This window comes from Thiothrix nivea DSM 5205 (genome assembly GCF_000260135.1).
Taxonomy (GTDB): Bacteria; Pseudomonadota; Gammaproteobacteria; order Thiotrichales; family Thiotrichaceae; genus Thiothrix; species Thiothrix nivea.
This window is the reverse complement of sequence record NZ_JH651384.1, coordinates 2,494,822-2,511,464: the sequence shown is the minus strand read 5'-3', so window position 1 is coordinate 2,511,464 and position 16,643 is coordinate 2,494,822. Positions and strand designations below refer to the sequence as shown.

Sequence of the window (16,643 nt, the reverse complement as noted above, 5' to 3'; positions counted from 1 at the left end):
GAAGCTATATTATGACACTGGATAAAAACCAACAGGCAAAGTTGTACCGCTATTACACCGAGCCAAAGATGGTCACGGAATTGACCCGCAAAACGCTGGCACTGGTGCTGGCCGGCGGCGAAGGTTCGCGCCTGAAAGACCTGACCATGTGGCGGGCAAAACCTTCCGTGCCGTTCGGCGGCAAGTACCGCATCATCGACTTTGCGCTGTCGAACTGCGTCAACTCCGGCATCCGCCGCGTGGGCGTACTGACCCAGTACAAATCCCATTCCATGATCCGCCACCTGCAACGCGCCTGGGGTTTCATGCGCGCGGAAATTGGCGAGTTCGTCGAAATCCTGCCCGCCCAGCAACGCACCAGCAAGAAAGAGTGGTATCAGGGCACGGCGGATGCGCTGTTCCAGAACATCGACATTGTGCAGCGCCATGACCCGGAATACGTGCTGGTTCTGGGGGGCGACCACATTTACACCATGGACTATTCCAAGATGCTGATCCATCACGTCGAGTCCGGCGCGGATTTTACTGTTGGCTGCATCGAAGTGCCAGTAGAAGAGGCCAAGGGTTTCGGCGTCATGTCGGTGGATGACAACCTGCGCATTACCCAATTCGTCGAAAAGCCCCCCCACCCGGAAGAAATCCCCGGCAAGCCCGGCATGGCGCTGGCGTCGATGGGCATTTACATTTTCTCGCGCGACTTCCTCTACAAGGTATTGCATGAGGATGCCAGCAAGATCCATTCCTCACGCGATTTCGGCAAGGACATCATCCCCTCCAACATCCATACTTCCACGGCGATAGCCCACCCGTTCCGCAAGGACAATGGCGAACCAGGCTACTGGCGCGATGTGGGGACGGTGCATTCCTACTGGCAAGCCAATATGGAACTGTGCTCGGTCGAGCCGGAACTGAACCTGTACGACCGTGACTGGCCGATATGGACTTATCAGCCGCAATTCCCGCCAGCCAAATTCGTATTCGACGATGAAGGCCGCCGGGGTGAAGCCATCGACTCACTGGTTTCGGCAGGCTGTATTCTCTCCGGGGCGCGGGTCAAACGTTCGCTGGTATTTTTCGCCACCAATATCGAAAGCTACAGCCATATCCGTGATAGCGTGATCTTGCCCAAGGTCAACATTGGCAAAAACTGCAAAATCAGTAAAACCATCATCGATAAGGGTACAGTAATCCCGGATGGCATGATCATCGGCGAAGACCTCGATCTCGACCGCAAGCGCTTCCATGTCACGCCGGAAGGCATTGTGCTGGTGACGGCAGAAATGATGGGGCAAAAACTACACTCAGGTGACAAGGATATGTTATGGCGCATGGCCAGTTAAACGTCGTCCTGTGCTGGCACATGCACCAGCCGTGGTACCGCAACGGGCTGGACGGCGAATACCGCTTGCCGTGGGTTTACCTGCATGGCATGAAGGATTACAGCGACATGGCTGCGCATCTGGAACAGCACCCGAAGATGCGTTGCGTAGTCAACTTCGCGCCAGTCCTGCTGGAACAGATTGATGATTACGCCCGCCAGTTAAGCGCTTTCTTGAAAAACGGCACGCCGATGCAGGACAAGCTGCTGAACCTGCTGGCAGGGGTGGAGGCCATCCCGCAGGACAAGGCCGCCCGCGCGGAACTGATCGCGGACTGCCAGCGCTGCCATGCACCGACCATGGTGCATCCGCACCTGCCGTTCCAGCGCTTGTTCAAGATGATCGGGGCGACGGATGAGTCCGGCATCGGCAGCCAGCGTTTCCGCTGCTCACTGGCCTACCTGAGCGAGCAGTATTTCCTCGACTTGCTGACCTGGTATCACCTGGCGTGGGTCGGGCAATCCTTACAGGAGCTGCCCGCGATACAGCGCCTGTTGCAACAGGGCAGCGAATTCAGCACAGCTGACCGGCGTGAGCTGCTGGAAGTGATGCGCAACTGTCTGACCGGGCTTATCCCGCGCTATCGGGCGCTGGCGGAACACGGGCAGGTCGAGCTGTCGATGACCCCATACATGCACCCGATTGTGCCGCTGTTGAACGATTTTGAAAACATGCGCTGCGCCCTGCCGAATGCGCCTGCCCCGGAAGCTACCCATTATCCGGGCGGGGAAGCCCGTTCCCGTTGGCATCTGCAACGTGGCATCCAGGTATTCGAGCATTTCTTTGGCATGAAACCGCAAGGCGTATGGCTGTCGGAAGGCGGCGTCAGCGAAGATGCGGTGCGCCTGCTGGATGCGGAAGGCATCCGCTGGACGGCTTCCGGCGAGGGTGTATGGCGCAACAGTTGCCGCCTGTCCGGCTACGACGGCGCGGATGAGCTCAGCAAGCGCAGCCTGTTCATGCCCTACCAGCTGGCGGATAGTGAAGTGCGGCTGTTTTTCCGCGATGACGGCCTGTCAGACCTGATCGGTTTCAAATACAGCGACTGGCACGCACGCGATGCGGTGGCAGATTTCGTCCAGCATCTGGAAAACATTGCTGTGTTCCTCAACCACGACGCGCCCAATCAGGTGGTTCCCATCATTCTGGACGGGGAAAATGCCTGGGAATATTACCCGAAAAACGGCGGCTATTTCCTGCAAGCCCTGTACTCGGCGCTATCCGATTCCGAGCACATCCGGATGCGCACGTTTGCGGAGGCCAGCGAACTGCCCGCCCGCCCGCTCCCTGCCCTGTGCGCCGGTAGCTGGGTGTACGGCTCGTTTTCCACCTGGATCGGCTCCACCGACAAAAACCGGGGTTGGGATTATCTGGTCGATGCCAAACAAACCTTTGACACCGTGATGGCTGCCGACACGCTGGATAAAACGCAGCAGGAACTGGCCAGCCACCAACTGGGCATCTGCGAAGGCTCCGACTGGTTCTGGTGGTTTGGCGATTACAACCCGGCGGATAGCGTGCGCGACTTCGAGCGCCTGTACCGGCAGCAATTGCGCAAGCTGTACGAAATGCTGGCCGTCGCGCCCCCGACCTATCTGGAACAGACTATTTCCACCGGCGGCAGTAACGCTGAAAACGCTGGCACCATGCGCAGGAATACTTGATGAGTACATTACAAGGAATTGGACGGGCGGCAGGTGTCCTGCTGCACCCGACGTCTTTGCCCTCCGGCAAGCTGGATGCTGATGCACGCCGCTGGGTGGACTGGCTGACGGAAGCGGGTTTCCGTGTCTGGCAGATGTTGCCGCTGGGCGTGCCGCTGGTGGAGCTGTCACCGTACCAGTGCGCTTCGGCGTTTGCGGTGAATCCGGGGTTGTTTACTGCGGAGCTGGGGGAGTTCGACAGCGACAGTTACGCCAAGTGGTATAAAAACCAGAGGCATTGGGTAGAAGACTACGCACTGTTTATGGTGCTCAAGCGGCAATTCCAAGGGCAGGAATGGCGCGAATGGCCTGCAGCCTTCCGCAGCCGTGACCCGCAGGCACTGTTCAAACTGCGAGGCGAACAGGCGGAAGCACTTGCCGCCATCATCCACGAGCAGTACGAATGCTGGCGGCAGTGGCAGGCATTGCGCGCGTATGCGGCGGAACGCGGGGTATATCTGTTCGGCGACATGCCGATTTTCGTTGCCTACGACAGCGCCGACGTATGGGCGCACCCGGAACGTTTCCTGCTGGATCAGACCGGCGCACCCACTTTCGTGACCGGGGTTCCGCCCGATTATTTCTCCGCAACGGGGCAGCGCTGGGGCAATCCGCACTATAACTGGGCAAACATGCAGGCGGAAAACTTTCTGTGGTGGCGGCAACGGCTGCAATACCACTTCGAGTTTTTCGATCTGGTACGGCTGGATCATTTCCGTGGGCTGGCGGCCAGCTGGATGATTCCCGCGTTCGAGGCAACCGCCATCAACGGCGCGTGGGAAAACGTTCCCGGCGACGCCATGCTGGCCAGCATCCAGCAGGCCATGGGCGAAATCCCGCTGGTGGCGGAAGACCTCGGCGTCATTACCCCCGATGTCACCGCGCTGCGCGACAAATACGGCTTGCCGGGCATGAGTGTGTTGCAATTCGGCTTCGACCATTTTGAGGATAACCCGCACAAGCCGCACAATGTGCGTGAAAACACGGCGTATTACACCGGTACTCACGACAATGACACTTTGCTGGGCTGGTTCAACAGCCTGGATGCCGCTATGCAGCAGCATGTCATGCAGGTACTGAACATCAGCTCTGCGGACGCGCTGACGGATGCGATGCTCGACACCATCCTCGCCAGCCCGGCCTTGCTGGCCATTATCCCGTTGCAGGACTTGCTGCGGCTGGGTTCCGAAGCCCGCATGAATATCCCCGGCGTCGCCCATGGCAACTGGCAATGGCGCTTCAGTTGGTCAGACATACCCAGTGCTCTGGCATCACAATTGCATAACAAACTAAAGGGACACCAGCGAAATGAACGAAAATCTGAGTCGGTTACAACACGGTAAACACCACGACCCGTTTAGTTGGCTGGGATGGCATCCTCTGCCGGATGGCCAATGGGCGTTACGCACCTTCATGCCTGCAGCCGAAGCGGTTGAGGTTGCAGGCCACGGTGCGATGGCACGTCTGGAAGGCACTGACTGCTTTGAAGCAAAACTGCCCTCACCGACTGAGCCAGCCGCGCATCCTCCCCTGCGCTGGCAAGACAAGCAGTCAGGCAACTGGCACGATGCCATCTGTCCCTACACTTTCGCCCCCCAAGTCGGCGAAATGGATCTGTATTTGTTGCAACAGGGGCGTCATCACCATGCCTGGAAAATACTGGGTTCACATCCCACCGAAGTGGATGGCGTCAAGGGCGTGCTGTTTGCCGTGTGGGCGCCAGCCGTGCAGCGGGTCAGCGTGATCGGCGATTTCAACACCTGGGACGGACGCCGCCACCCCATGCGTTCACTCGGCGCATCCGGCGTGTGGGAACTCTTCATCCCCGGCCTTGAACCCGGCACTGCCTACAAATACGAAATCCTCAACCGCCACGAGCAGATCGTCAAGAAAACCGACCCGTATGCACAGCAGATGTTCCTGCGCCCGGAAACCACTGCCTGCGTCCCCACCAATCTCCCACATAGCTGGGGTGATGATGAGTGGATCGCCGCGCGCGAACGTTTCGACTGGCAACACCAGCCGATCAGCATTTACGAACTGCACCCCGGCTCCTGGCGCAAACACTCGGATGGCAGCTTCTTCAGCTGGGCGGAACTGGCGGAAACGCTGATCCCTTACATCACCAACCTGAACTACACCCACATCGAGCTGCTGCCGGTGGCGGAACACCCACTGGATGAATCCTGGGGTTATCAGGTATCCGGCTATTACGCCCCCACCGCGCGTTATGGCGCGGCGGATGATTTCCGCGCCTTCGTCGACGCTTGCCACCAAGCCAATATCGGCGTGCTGCTGGACTGGGTGCCAGCGCATTTCCCCAAGGATGATTTCGCGCTGGCCCGGTTTACCGGCGAACCGCTGTACGAACACGCCGACCCACGCCGGGGCGAGCATCAGGATTGGGGCACGCTGATCTTTGATTTCGGGCGCAATGAGGTGAAAAATTTCCTGCTCTCCAACGCGCTGTACTGGATTGAGGAATTCCACATCGACGGCCTGCGGGTGGATGCGGTCGCCTCTATGCTGTATCTGGATTACTCGCGCAAGGCAGGCGAATGGCTGCCCAACCAGTACGGCGGGCGCGAAAACATCGAGGCGATTGCCTTCCTGCGCGAAATGAACACGGTGGTGCATGGTTATTTCCCTGGCGTGCTGACCATTGCCGAAGAGTCCACCGCCTGGCCTGCGGTCTCCAAACCGGTGGAAATCGGCGGCCTCGGTTTCAGCATGAAGTGGAACATGGGCTGGATGAACGACAACTTGGCCTACATCGAACAAAACCCGGTGCACCGCAAATACCATCACAACCAGCTGACCTTCAGCCAGATGTATGCGTATTCCGAAAACTTCGTGCTGCCGCTATCGCATGACGAAGTGGTGCACCTGAAACACAGTATGCTCGACAAGATGCCGGGTGATTACTGGCAGGCATTCGCCAACCTGCGCCTGTTCTATGCCTGGCATTACGCCCACCCTGGCAAGAAACTGCTGTTCATGGGCAGCGAATTCGGCCAGTGGTCGGAATGGAACGTGAAAAAGGAACTGGACTGGGCGCTGACCAGCTTCCCCGCGCATGACAGCATCCGCCACCTGCTGCGCGACCTGAACCACCTGTACCGGGAACAGCCCGCGCTGCACCATTATGACTTCGACGGGCGCGGCTTTCAGTGGATTGACTGCCACGACTCTGACCAGTCGATCCTCAGCCTGATCCGCCACGGTGAAAACCCGCAGGATAAAATAATCATATTGCTGAACTTTACACCCGTGCCCCGTTACCGTTACCGTATTGGGGTTCCCGCTGCCGATCACTACCGTGAAATGCTCAACACCGACTCCGAGTATTACGGCGGCAGCAATTGTGGCAATGCGGGAGAAATTCCGGTGCAGACCCGCCCCTGGATGGGTTTTGATCACTCGGTCGAAGTAACCCTGCCGCCGCTGGCGGCGCTGTTCTTGCAAGCGTGCTGATGAAATTACTGTTTGTTGCCAGTGAAGCCTACCCCCTGGTCAAAACCGGCGGGTTGGGGGATGTTGCCTGTAGTTTGCCGATTGCCCTGCATGGGGCGGGCGTGGATGTACGCTTGCTGTTGCCCGGCTACCGGGAATTGCTGCGCAAACTGCCTGAAACGCGCATCCTCGGCTGGCTGGAACTGTGGGGTATGGGCCGTACCCACACGGTGCGGATACTGGAAAGCCATCATCCCGCCTACCCATTCCCGCTCTGGATCGTGGACTGCCCGGAACTGTTTGACCGCCCCGGCAACCCCTACCTGCAACCCAACGGCTATGACTGGCCGGACAACGCCGAACGTTTCACCGTGTTCGCCCGCGCTGCGGTAGAACTGGCGCGTGACGCGCTGGATCTCGGCTGGATGGCGGACGTGGTGCACGCGCATGACTGGCAAACCGGGCTGGTTCCCGCCTTCCTGGACACGCTATCGAAACGCCCGCAGCGCATATTCACCATCCACAACATGGCTTACGGCGGGCATTTTTCGCAGGCTGATTTCACCAGTATGCACCTGCCGGGCTATTGGTGGTCGGGGGAAGGGGTGGAATTCTACGGCGGTTTTTCCATGCTCAAGGCCGGTATTGTCTATTCCGACGCCGTAACCACGGTCAGCCCCACCTATGCCTACGAAATTTGTACCCCAGCCTTTGGCTACGGCATGGATGGCCTGCTGAAATCGCGCAGTTACAAACTGCACGGCATCCTCAACGGCATCGACATGGCGGTGTGGAACCCAGCCACTGACCCCAACCTGGCGGCGTACTATTTCGACGGCCAGGTTGAACCGGGCAAAAGCGTCAACAAAGCAGCACTCCTGAAGCGCCTCGGCGTGGAAAACCCCGGCCTACACCAGCCGTTCCCGCTGTTGGGAACCGTAGGCCGTCTGGTCGAACAGAAGGGCATTGACCTGATCCTCAACGCCATCCCCGACCTGCTGGCTTCCACCGACGCACGTTTTGCACTGGTTGGCGCAGGCCACGGCTATTTCGAGCAACGCCTGCTGGATCTGGCGGCGAAACACCCCGACCGGGTCTTCGTGTACATCGGCTATGATGAGCAACTCGCCCACCTGCTGGAAGCGGGTGCGGATATGTTCCTGATGCCGTCGCGCTTTGAACCCTGCGGCCTCAACCAGATGTATAGCCTGCGCTATGGAACGCCGCCGATAGTGTTGTTTACCGGCGGGCTGGCCGATACGGTGGTGGACGCCAGCCAAACCCATTTGCAGGACGGCACGGCCAACGGCTTTGTGTTCCGCGAACCCACCAGCCGTGCATTAAAAGGTGCTATCTTGCGGGCGCTGGACTGCTTCACCCAGCCCAAGATTTGGCAGCAGTTGCAGTCTACCGGCATGAAACAGGATTTCGGCTGGGAGTATAGCGCCGCCCAATACATCAAGCTTTACCAACAACAACCATAGTTCACCCCCACACCCAGGAGGACGACATGACTGCCCATCAATCCACCTATATCCCTTACATACCGGTGCCGCTGGATCCGTTGCCGAATGATGCGGAAGCACTGGGCAGCGATTTTCAGCGCTACCTGTCCTACCACCTGGGGCGTTTCCAGGGCTGCCCGCCCGTGTATTTGTATCAGGCGCTCTCCTACACCCTGCGTGACCGCCTGATGGTGGACTGGCGCAATACCTGGGGCGACCACCTGCAACCCGGTAAACGGCGTGCCTTCTACATGTCGCTGGAATTCCTGATCGGGCGCTCGCTGGGCAACAACCTGCTGAACATGGATATTTGCGAACCCACCAAACAGGCGCTGCTGCAATACTGCACCAACATGGAAGAGGTTTCCTCACAGGAGCCGGACGCTGGCCTCGGCAACGGCGGTTTGGGGCGGTTGGCAGCCTGCTTCATGGACAGTTGCGCCACCTTGCGACTGCCGGTAGTGGGCTACGGTATCCGCTACGAATACGGTATGTTCCGCCAGCACATCGACAACGGTTATCAGGTGGAAGACCCCGACCACTGGCTGCGTGACGGCAACCCGTGGGAAGTGGAACGTGCCGAATACACCCAGCGCGTGCAGTTTGGCGGCCATACCGAGCATTATACCGATGACAACGGCAAGCGCCGGGTGCGTTGGGTCAGTACGGATGATGTGCTGGCGATCCCGTTCGACATGCCGATTTCCGGCTACAAGAACAACACGGTCAACACCCTGCGGCTGTGGAAAGCCACAGCTACCGATGAATTTAACCTGGCTGAATTCAACGCGGGCAGTTACACCGAAGCAGTGGAAGCCAAGAACCATGCCGAACACATTTCCATGGTACTGTACCCCAACGACAGCAGCGAAAACGGCAAGGAACTGCGCCTGCGCCAGCAGTATTTCCTCGCCTCCGCCAGCCTCAAGGACGCGATCCGCATGTGGGAACGCCAGGGCAACACCGATTACAGCAAGTTCGCGGCGGAAAATGTTTTCCAGATGAACGACACCCACCCAACGGTGGCGGTTGCCTGCCTGATGCGCATCCTGATCGATGAAAAAGGGCTGGGTTGGGAGGCAGCCTGGGAAATCACCCGCAACTGCATGGCCTACACCAACCACACCCTGTTGCCGGAAGCGCTGGAACGCTGGCCAGTGCCACTGTTTGCCCGCCTGTTGCCACGCATTCTGGAAATCATCTACGAAATCAACGCCCGTTTCCTGCGCGAAGTGTCAATGCGCTGGCCGGGCGATACCCAACGCCAGCAACGTATGTCGATCATCGAGGAAGGCCCGGTGCAGCAGGTGCGTATGGCTTGGCTGGCAATTGTTGGCAGCTTCTCCGTCAACGGGGTTGCCGCGCTGCATTCACAGCTGCTGGTAGACGGTTTGTTCCGCGACTTCTACGAACTGTGGCCGGAAAAATTCAACAACAAGACCAATGGCGTCACCCCGCGCCGCTGGGTAGCGCATGCCAACCCCGGCATGACTGCATTGATCAGCGAACAGATCGGCGACGGCTGGATCCGTGACCTCAGCCAGCTGGCCAAGCTCAAGCCCCTTGCCGTTCCCGAACATGCAGCATTCCACCAACAATGGCGGGCAGTCAAGCACGCCAACAAACAACGGCTGGCTGCGCTGGTGAAACAGGAGTGCGGGGTCGATTTCAACCCCAATGCGCTGTTCGACGTACAGGTCAAACGCATCCACGAATACAAGCGCCAGCTGCTCAATATCCTGCATGTCATCCACCTGTACCGCCGCATCAAGCTGGGCAGGCTGCACAACTGGGCTGACCGCTGCGTGCTGATCGGCGGCAAGGCCGCGCCCGGTTACGCCATGGCCAAACGCATCATCAAGCTGATCAACAGCGTGGCGGAAGTGGTCAACACCGACCCGGAAGTGGATGGCCGCCTGAAAGTCGCCTTCATCCCCAACTACCGGGTATCGAGCATGGAAATCATCGCCCCGGCGGCAGATTTGTCGGAACAGATTTCCACCGCAGGCAAGGAAGCCTCCGGCACTGGCAACATGAAGTTCATGATGAACGGAGCGCTCACCATCGGCACGTATGACGGGGCCAATATCGAAATCCTCGAAGCGGTTGGGCAGGAAAACTTCTTCCTGTTTGGCCTGCGCGCTGAAGACGTGTCAGAACTGCGCCATGCCTACCGCCCATGGGCGTATGTGGAACGCGATGACGACCTGCGCGGGGTCATCGAGTGGATCCGCAGCGGCCATTTCAGCATGACCGAACCGGGCATTTTCGACATGATCCTGGATGCGCTATTAAGCCCGCACGACCCGTGGATGACGCTGGCCGACTTCCGCAGCTATGTGGAAGAACAGGAGCGGGTGTCACTGGCGTGGCAGGATCAGGAACACTGGACGCACATGAGCATCCTCAACACCGCAGGTAGTGGCTTCTTCTCCACCGACCGCACCATGGAAGAGTACAACCGAGACATCTGGAAGCTGAAGCCGGGCGGAAACGGTGACTGAGGCCACCACCCACCCGCAGCCATTGCCGCCCGTCAGGCAGTGGCTGATTTTCACCGATCTGGACGGCACTCTGCTGGATCACCACACCTACAGCCATGCCGCCGCCCAGCCGGTACTGGCGCAATTGCGCGCCTTGCAGGTTCCGGTCATCCTCAATTCCAGCAAAACCCTGGCGGAACTGGCGAGTATTGCCGCCGAACTGGCGCTGGATTCCCCGCTGGTGGCCGAAAACGGCAGCGTCATCCACTATCCCGTCCGTCAGCACACCCTGACGCTGGGGAGCAATTATGCTGAAATCTGTGCCCAGCTGGATGAACTGCGCACCCGCGAACACTATCGCTTTGCTGGCTTCCACGACTGGCCTGCTGAACAAATCGCCGCCCTTACCGGCCTGCCACTAGCAGCCGCAGCCCTTGCCGCCCAACGTTGCGCCAGCGAACCCCTATTGTGGCAGGATGCAGAAAACCGGCTAGAACCCTTTCACCAGCAACTCATCAGCGCTGGCCTGAGCCTGAAACGCGGCGGGCGCTTCTGGCATGTCATGGGGCAAACCGACAAAGTGCAGGCCATGCACCACTTGGCCGCCGAATACCAGCAGCGGTGGGGAGCCAAACCCTTTGTTATTGCCTTGGGCGATGGCCCGAATGATGCCGACATGCTGGCTGCCGCCGACGTGGCGGTGATTGTGTATAATCCAGACGGTACGCCACCCACGCTGGCGGAAAGCCTGACCCAGCAACGCACCCACACCAGCCTGCCCGGCCCCGCTGGTTGGGCGGAGGCCATGTCGATGCTGCTGGCCAACAGCGCCGCGTAACAGGCGCACGCATAACCATCAAACAAGGGGAACAATATGTCCGACTTCAAACAGGATGGCGTCATCACAACCCTGCACCGCCTGCCGGGTTCCTCGCTGGAACATATCGAAAGCGAATTGCGCCTTTTCGCCAGCCGCAACCCCATGACCCTGATCCTGCCTTCTTTGTTTTCCGAACTGGAAGGCCCTGCGCTCAGCAACATTCTCGACGAATTGCAGCACGCCGATTACATCAACCAGATCGTGATCGGGCTGGATCGGGCGGATGAGGCACAGTTCCACTTTGCCCGCGACTTTTTCGCCCGTCTGCCGCAGGACAAGCGCATCCTGTGGAATGACGGCCCGCGCCTGCAAGCCATCGCCGCCGAGCTGGAAGCGGAAGCACTCGGCCCCACCGAACTGGGCAAGGGGCGTAATGTCTGGTACTGCATCGGCTACATCATGGCTGCCAACAACAGCCGTGCGGTGGCGCTGCATGATTGTGACATCCTCACTTATTCGCGGGAAATTCCGGCACGCCTGTTTTACCCGATCGCCAACCCGGCGCTGGATTTTAAATTCTGCAAGGGCTATTACGCACGCATCAACGCCGCTGGTAAGCTGAGTGGCCGCGTGACGCGCCTGTTCGTGCACCCGCTATTGGACTCGCTGCGAAAAATGCTGGGCAGCAGCGACTATCTAGAATTCATGAGTTCCTTCCGCTACCCGCTATCCGGGGAGTTCGCGCTCAGTTCCGACCTGTTGGGTGCTATCCGCATCCCCAGCGACTGGGGGCTGGAAGTTGGCATCCTGTCGGAAACCTTCCGCAACATGAGTAACCGCCGCGTCTGTCAGGTCGACATTGCCGACAATTACGACCACAAGCATCAGGACATTGGCAACGATGACTACAGCGGCGGCTTGGCACGCATGAGCTATGAAATCGGCAAAGCCATTTTCCGCAAGCTGGGCACAGAAGGGGTGGTGATGGACGAAGCCTTTTTCCGCACCCTCAAAGCCGTCTACCTGCGCGAAGCACTGGACATGCTGCAACGCTACGACGCCGATGCGCACATCAACGGCCTGAAGCTGGACATCCACGCCGAAGAACAATCGGTGGAACTGTTCTCCGCCGCCATCCTCGACGCAGGCAGCAAGTACCTGAACAAGCCGCTGGAAACGCCCTTCATCCCCAACTGGCGGCGGGTGTTCAGTGCGATCCCCGACTTGCCACAACGTCTGCTGGAAGCGGTGGAACGGGACAACGCCGGTAATTGAGGCTTAGCGCGGGGTCAGCCAATGGCAGTCATACGGCTTGAGCAGCAAGCCATCCGTATCGTGCTCAGGCGGGCAATCGTACAGCACATCCCACCACTGGCCGGGGTCGCCCAATACTGCCTGCACCCGATGCATATCCAGCTTGCGCGGCGTTTTGGTGAAATTGAACAGCGCCACGATCTTTTGCGAATGATCCGGCGCGGCACGGATCAACATCAGCAACTGGTCACCCACATCCACCACTTCCTGTAAACCATCGGGGTGGAACGCGGCCTGGGCGCGGCGCAGGCGGATGCGCCGCAGATACTCACGCAACAACAGGCTGGTGCTGCTTTCCGGCACTTCCAGCAAGGCTTCCAGCTCATCCTCATCCCACTGGTGACGGTTGATGGAGCGGGTCGCGCCGGTCACTTCCACCCGCTCGTAGTCATTGGGGGTGGCCAGTAGTGAGTGGATATAAATGCCCGGAATCCCGCGCATCGACAGCGCCACCGTCTGTGACAGCAGGAAACGTGACACCTGCCACGGCGCAGAGCGGTTGCCGGAATTGCGGAAGGCGTCGAAATAGGTGATGTTAATTTCATACGGCACATTCTTGCCGTCAGTATTGCGCCGGGTGGAGACATACGCCCCCTTGGCACGCATATCGTCCAGCAACTGGCGCAATTCATCCGGCGGCAGCAAACCTTCCAGCGGACGCACGCCGATACCGTCGTGGGAAGCGGTGAAGTTGAAATAGGTGCAGCCCTCCGGCGGCGGCGACAGGTTCCGCAACCACTGGTACAAATACTGGGTGCTACCAGTATGGATGGCGTGCAGCAGCAGGGGAGGCAAGCTGAACTGGTACACCATGTGTGCTTCATCGCCCTGGCCAAAATAGCTGATGTTTTCCGTGTGCGGCACATTGGTTTCGGTCAGCAGCAGTGCGCCGGGGCAAACCAGTTCCGCCACATCGCGCATCAGTTTGACCACGGTGTGGGTTTGTGGCAGGTGCAGGCAACTGGTGCCTGCCTCTTTCCACAGGAAGGCGATGGCATCCAGCCGGGTAATGCGTGAACCCTGGCCAATGTAGAACAGCAGGATGTCGAGCATTTCCAGCAGCACGCGCGGGTTGCGGTAATTCAGGTCTACCTGGTCGGCGCTGAAGGTTGTCCACACATGGCGCATCCCCTCGCGGGTGGGGATTTCAGTCAGCAACGGGGAACTGCGCGGGCGCACCACTTGCGACCAATCCTTGTCCGGGTCTTCGTAAATGAAAAAGTCGATGTATGGCTCCCGGTTGGCGCGGAAATCGGCAAAATATAGGCTGACACGCGAACAGTGGTTCAACACGAAGTCGAACATGAGGCTGAAATGCCTGCCGAGTTCGCTGACATCCTGCCAGTTCCCCAAATCGGTGCGTACCGAACGGAAATCCGCCACGGAAAACCCGTCATCCGAAGTGTAGGGAAAGATCGGCAGCAGGTGGATCACATTGAAAGCTTCCTGCAACCAGCGGTCAGCAAAGCCTTTCAGGGTGCGCAAAGCAGCTTTTTCGGCGGGGTTGCGGATACTGTCGCCGTAAGTGATCAGCACTATATCCTGCTCATCCCAACGCACCTTGTAGGGCTTACAGCCAGAGGCAGTGCGGTGTTTGTCTATCAGGGTAAGCAATTCCTTCCAGACCTCGACTGCCGTTTCATCGCCGTACAGGAAGCCCAGATGTTCCAGCAGGTTCTGGAAGCGTTCGGCTTCGGTTTGTTCATACCCCATGAGCCTTCATCCTTGTTTTTCCAGTTGAATCATGGAATGGACAGGCAAATAACAGGCCAAAACCACTACGTTTACACCCCTGATTGTCACTGGAACAAGGGTATAGTACCAGCACACAAAAAAAGATACCTAAAAATTTTATTTTAAAATAAAAATGATAGCTTTAACTTTTTTTATTTTATAAAATCAAAATTCATAACTTTTCTATTTAACCCTATGAAACAGGCATTCCGCGAACTTAAATTACAGCAAACCAGCACCGCATTGGAAAAGTGGCGGAATGTCGGCTTGCCTTCCCGCCCTGCCAGTGGCTGGATTCGCAGTATCCGTGAAGCACTGGGGATGACTTCTGTGGCTCTGGCCAAGCGGCTCCGCATAACTGATGCAGGTGTCCGCAACCTGGAAAAAGCGGAAGCCGATGACGCCATCACCCTGGCGTCCTTGCGCAAACTTGCCGAGGCGCTGGATTGTGAACTGAAGTATGCGCTGATCCCCCGCCAATCCCTCGAAGACATGCTGCAGCAACGTGCGGAACAACTTGCCCGCGAACGGGTTTTGCCGGTAGCGCATTCTATGATGCTGGAAGATCAGGCTGTCTATCAGGCTTTCACAGACAAGCAAATCAAGCAATTGGCCAAGGAACTGCTGGAAGGCTCCCGACGGGAGTTATGGAAGTGAACTTTATTTACCCGCCCGGCGCTACACCGCTAGACCCCGACGAAGCCGAAGGTTTGCTGGCTGGACATATCACTACCCAAGGCGACCTGAACACCTGGGAGCAGACCAATATCCTGCACGGTGAATTGTGGGCAACCAGGCAAAGCAAGCGCGACCTGCTGGAGGAAAGGTTTGTGCGTGAATTGCACCAGCGCATGTTTGACCAGACCTGGAAATGGGCGGGCACTTTTCGTTCCACCAACAAAAATATCGGCGTGGACTGGATGCAGGTAGGGATGCAAGTACGTAATCTGCTGGATAACACCCACTATCAAATGGAGTACCAGATCTTTTCCGCAGACGAGTTGGCCGTGCGGTTCCACCATCAGTTGGTCATGATTCACCCATTCCCCAACGGCAACGGACGCCATGCACGTCTAATGGCTGATTTGCTGATCCAACGTTTGGGCCTGCCGCGCTTTAGCTGGGGAGGAGGTTATCCACTGGGCGATGCAGGCAATATCCGCGACGCTTATATTGCTGCATTACGGGCAGCAGACCGGCACGATATTGCACCGCTGCTGCGCTTTGCACGTTCCTGAAAACTGGGCTTAGCCATTTAGCCGCGGCGTAGTGCCTTCGGCAGTACAAAGGACACGTTTTCATTAATGCCGGAATCCTGCATCTTGACCTGTGCGCCACGCGCCCGCAAATGTGCGATCACGCCTTCCACCAGCACTTCCGGGGCGGATGCGCCAGCGGTTACGCCAATGCTGCGCTTGCCTTGCAGCCACTCGTCACGGATGTCTTCCGCGCCGTCGATCAGGTAGGCGGTCGTACCGCGCTTCTCGGCAATTTCGCGCAAACGGTTGGAGTTGGAGCTGTTGGGGGAACCGACCACCAGGATCAAATCGCTTTCATCAGCCAGCTTTTTCAGCGCATCCTGACGGTTCTGGGTGGCATAGCAGATGTCATCCTTTTTTGGCCCGATAATGGCGGGGAAACGGGCACGCAGGGCATCAATCACGATGGAGGCGTCATCCACCGACAGCGTGGTCTGGGTGACAAAGGCCAGCTTATCAGGGTTGTTGACATGCAGTTCCGCCACCTCCTCGGGGGAATCGACCCGGTAAACCGCACCACCCAACGAGGTATCGTATTGCCCCATGGTACCTTCGACCTCGGGGTGGTTCTTGTGGCCAATCAGGATGGTTTCGCGCCCTTCACGGCTGTAACGGGTGACTTCGATATGCACCTTGGTGACTAACGGACAGGTGGCGTCGAACACTTTCAACCCGCGCCGTTTCGCTTCTTCCTGCACTGCGCGGGAAACGCCGTGGGCGCTGAAAATTACGGTGGCATCATCCGGCACCTCGTCGAGTTCCTGTACGAACACTGCACCCTTATCGCGCAAGTTGTTGACCACAAAGCGGTTATGCACGACTTCATTACGCACGTAGACGGGCGCGCCGAGCACTTCCAGCGCCCGGTCGACGATTTCGATAGCGCGGTCAACACCGGCGCAAAAGCCGCGCGGATTGGCGAGGATGGCTTGCATGAGGGTTCCCACTGGTCGTTTGTTACAGGAAAGCTAAGCTACGCTATTCGTTTTGGGG

The 16,643-nt window shown here is 58.3% G+C and carries 12 protein-coding genes; 10 read left to right on the top strand and 2 right to left on the bottom strand.

Annotated elements, in window-relative coordinates; genetic code table 11:
- The first annotated feature begins 11 nt into the window (after nt 1-11).
- From glgC to THINI_RS12615, 8 genes are read left to right on the top strand one after another with little or no spacing between them, the layout of a single operon-like run.
- Nucleotides 12-1,340, top strand: a complete 1,329-nt coding sequence (glgC, locus tag THINI_RS12650) for a glucose-1-phosphate adenylyltransferase (RefSeq protein ID WP_002708959.1) — start codon at nt 12-14, stop codon at nt 1,338-1,340.
- Nucleotides 1,322-3,043, top strand: a complete 1,722-nt coding sequence (locus THINI_RS12645) for a glycoside hydrolase family 57 protein (RefSeq protein WP_002708958.1) — start codon at nt 1,322-1,324, stop codon at nt 3,041-3,043. The genes glgC and THINI_RS12645 overlap by 19 nt, the downstream gene beginning before the upstream one ends.
- Complete coding sequence (gene malQ / locus THINI_RS12640) at nt 3,043-4,425, top strand: 4-alpha-glucanotransferase (protein ID WP_002708957.1); 1,383 nt, start codon at nt 3,043-3,045, stop codon at nt 4,423-4,425. Before THINI_RS12645 ends, malQ begins: the two co-directional genes overlap by 1 nt.
- Nucleotides 4,391-6,556: a 1,4-alpha-glucan branching protein GlgB gene (gene glgB, locus THINI_RS12635; RefSeq protein WP_002708956.1), complete on the top strand. Its 2,166-nt coding sequence runs from the start codon at nt 4,391-4,393 to the stop codon at nt 6,554-6,556. The genes malQ and glgB overlap by 35 nt, the downstream gene beginning before the upstream one ends.
- The gene (gene glgA, locus THINI_RS12630) at nt 6,556-8,019 is read left to right on the top strand and encodes a glycogen synthase GlgA (protein WP_002708955.1); all 1,464 of its coding nucleotides are present in this window, start codon (nt 6,556-6,558) and stop codon (nt 8,017-8,019) included. Before glgB ends, glgA begins: the two co-directional genes overlap by 1 nt.
- Before the next feature lie 26 nt (nt 8,020-8,045).
- Entirely contained in the window at nt 8,046-10,544 is a 2,499-nt protein-coding gene (locus THINI_RS12625) for a glycogen/starch/alpha-glucan phosphorylase (protein ID WP_002708954.1), read from the top strand.
- Nucleotides 10,537-11,361, top strand: a complete 825-nt coding sequence (locus THINI_RS12620; RefSeq protein WP_002708953.1) for an HAD-IIB family hydrolase — start codon at nt 10,537-10,539, stop codon at nt 11,359-11,361. The genes THINI_RS12625 and THINI_RS12620 overlap by 8 nt, the downstream gene beginning before the upstream one ends.
- A 36-nt stretch (nt 11,362-11,397) precedes the next feature.
- Complete coding sequence (locus THINI_RS12615) at nt 11,398-12,618, top strand: glycosyltransferase family protein (RefSeq protein WP_002708952.1); 1,221 nt, start codon at nt 11,398-11,400, stop codon at nt 12,616-12,618.
- 3 nt (nt 12,619-12,621) lie between these two features.
- Here THINI_RS12615 and THINI_RS12610 read toward each other — a convergent pair whose 3' ends face one another.
- Complete coding sequence (locus THINI_RS12610) at nt 12,622-14,370, bottom strand: sugar phosphorylase (protein ID WP_002708951.1); 1,749 nt, start codon at nt 14,368-14,370, stop codon at nt 12,622-12,624.
- A 216-nt stretch (nt 14,371-14,586) separates the two neighbouring features.
- Between THINI_RS12610 and THINI_RS12605 the strand changes: the two genes are divergently transcribed.
- Nucleotides 14,587-15,048, top strand: a complete 462-nt coding sequence (locus THINI_RS12605; RefSeq protein ID WP_002708950.1) for a mobile mystery protein A — start codon at nt 14,587-14,589, stop codon at nt 15,046-15,048.
- Nucleotides 15,045-15,629, top strand: a complete 585-nt coding sequence (locus tag THINI_RS12600) for a mobile mystery protein B (RefSeq protein ID WP_002708949.1) — start codon at nt 15,045-15,047, stop codon at nt 15,627-15,629. The genes THINI_RS12605 and THINI_RS12600 overlap by 4 nt, the downstream gene beginning before the upstream one ends.
- Before the next feature lie 17 nt (nt 15,630-15,646).
- Here the strand turns inward: THINI_RS12600 and ispH are convergent, their stop codons facing one another.
- The gene (ispH, locus tag THINI_RS12595) at nt 15,647-16,585 is read right to left on the bottom strand and encodes a 4-hydroxy-3-methylbut-2-enyl diphosphate reductase (protein ID WP_002708948.1); all 939 of its coding nucleotides are present in this window, start codon (nt 16,583-16,585) and stop codon (nt 15,647-15,649) included.
- Nucleotides 16,586-16,643: the final 58 nt, after the last annotated feature.

Excerpts from the sequence above, each read along its gene's own strand:
- glgC (WP_002708959.1), top strand. The coding sequence starts at position 12 with ATGACACTGGATAAAAACCAACAGGCAAAGTTGTACCGCTATTACACC.
- THINI_RS12645 (WP_002708958.1), top strand. The coding sequence starts at position 1,322 with ATGGCGCATGGCCAGTTAAACGTCGTCCTGTGCTGGCACATGCACCAG.
- malQ (WP_002708957.1), top strand. The coding sequence starts at position 3,043 with ATGAGTACATTACAAGGAATTGGACGGGCGGCAGGTGTCCTGCTGCAC.
- glgB (WP_002708956.1), top strand. The coding sequence starts at position 4,391 with ATGAACGAAAATCTGAGTCGGTTACAACACGGTAAACACCACGACCCG.
- glgA (WP_002708955.1), top strand. The coding sequence starts at position 6,556 with ATGAAATTACTGTTTGTTGCCAGTGAAGCCTACCCCCTGGTCAAAACC.
- THINI_RS12625 (WP_002708954.1), top strand. The coding sequence starts at position 8,046 with ATGACTGCCCATCAATCCACCTATATCCCTTACATACCGGTGCCGCTG.
- THINI_RS12615 (WP_002708952.1), top strand. The coding sequence starts at position 11,398 with ATGTCCGACTTCAAACAGGATGGCGTCATCACAACCCTGCACCGCCTG.
- THINI_RS12610 (WP_002708951.1), bottom strand. The coding sequence starts at position 14,370 with ATGGGGTATGAACAAACCGAAGCCGAACGCTTCCAGAACCTGCTGGAA.
- THINI_RS12605 (WP_002708950.1), top strand. The coding sequence starts at position 14,587 with ATGAAACAGGCATTCCGCGAACTTAAATTACAGCAAACCAGCACCGCA.
- ispH (WP_002708948.1), bottom strand. The coding sequence starts at position 16,585 with ATGCAAGCCATCCTCGCCAATCCGCGCGGCTTTTGCGCCGGTGTTGAC.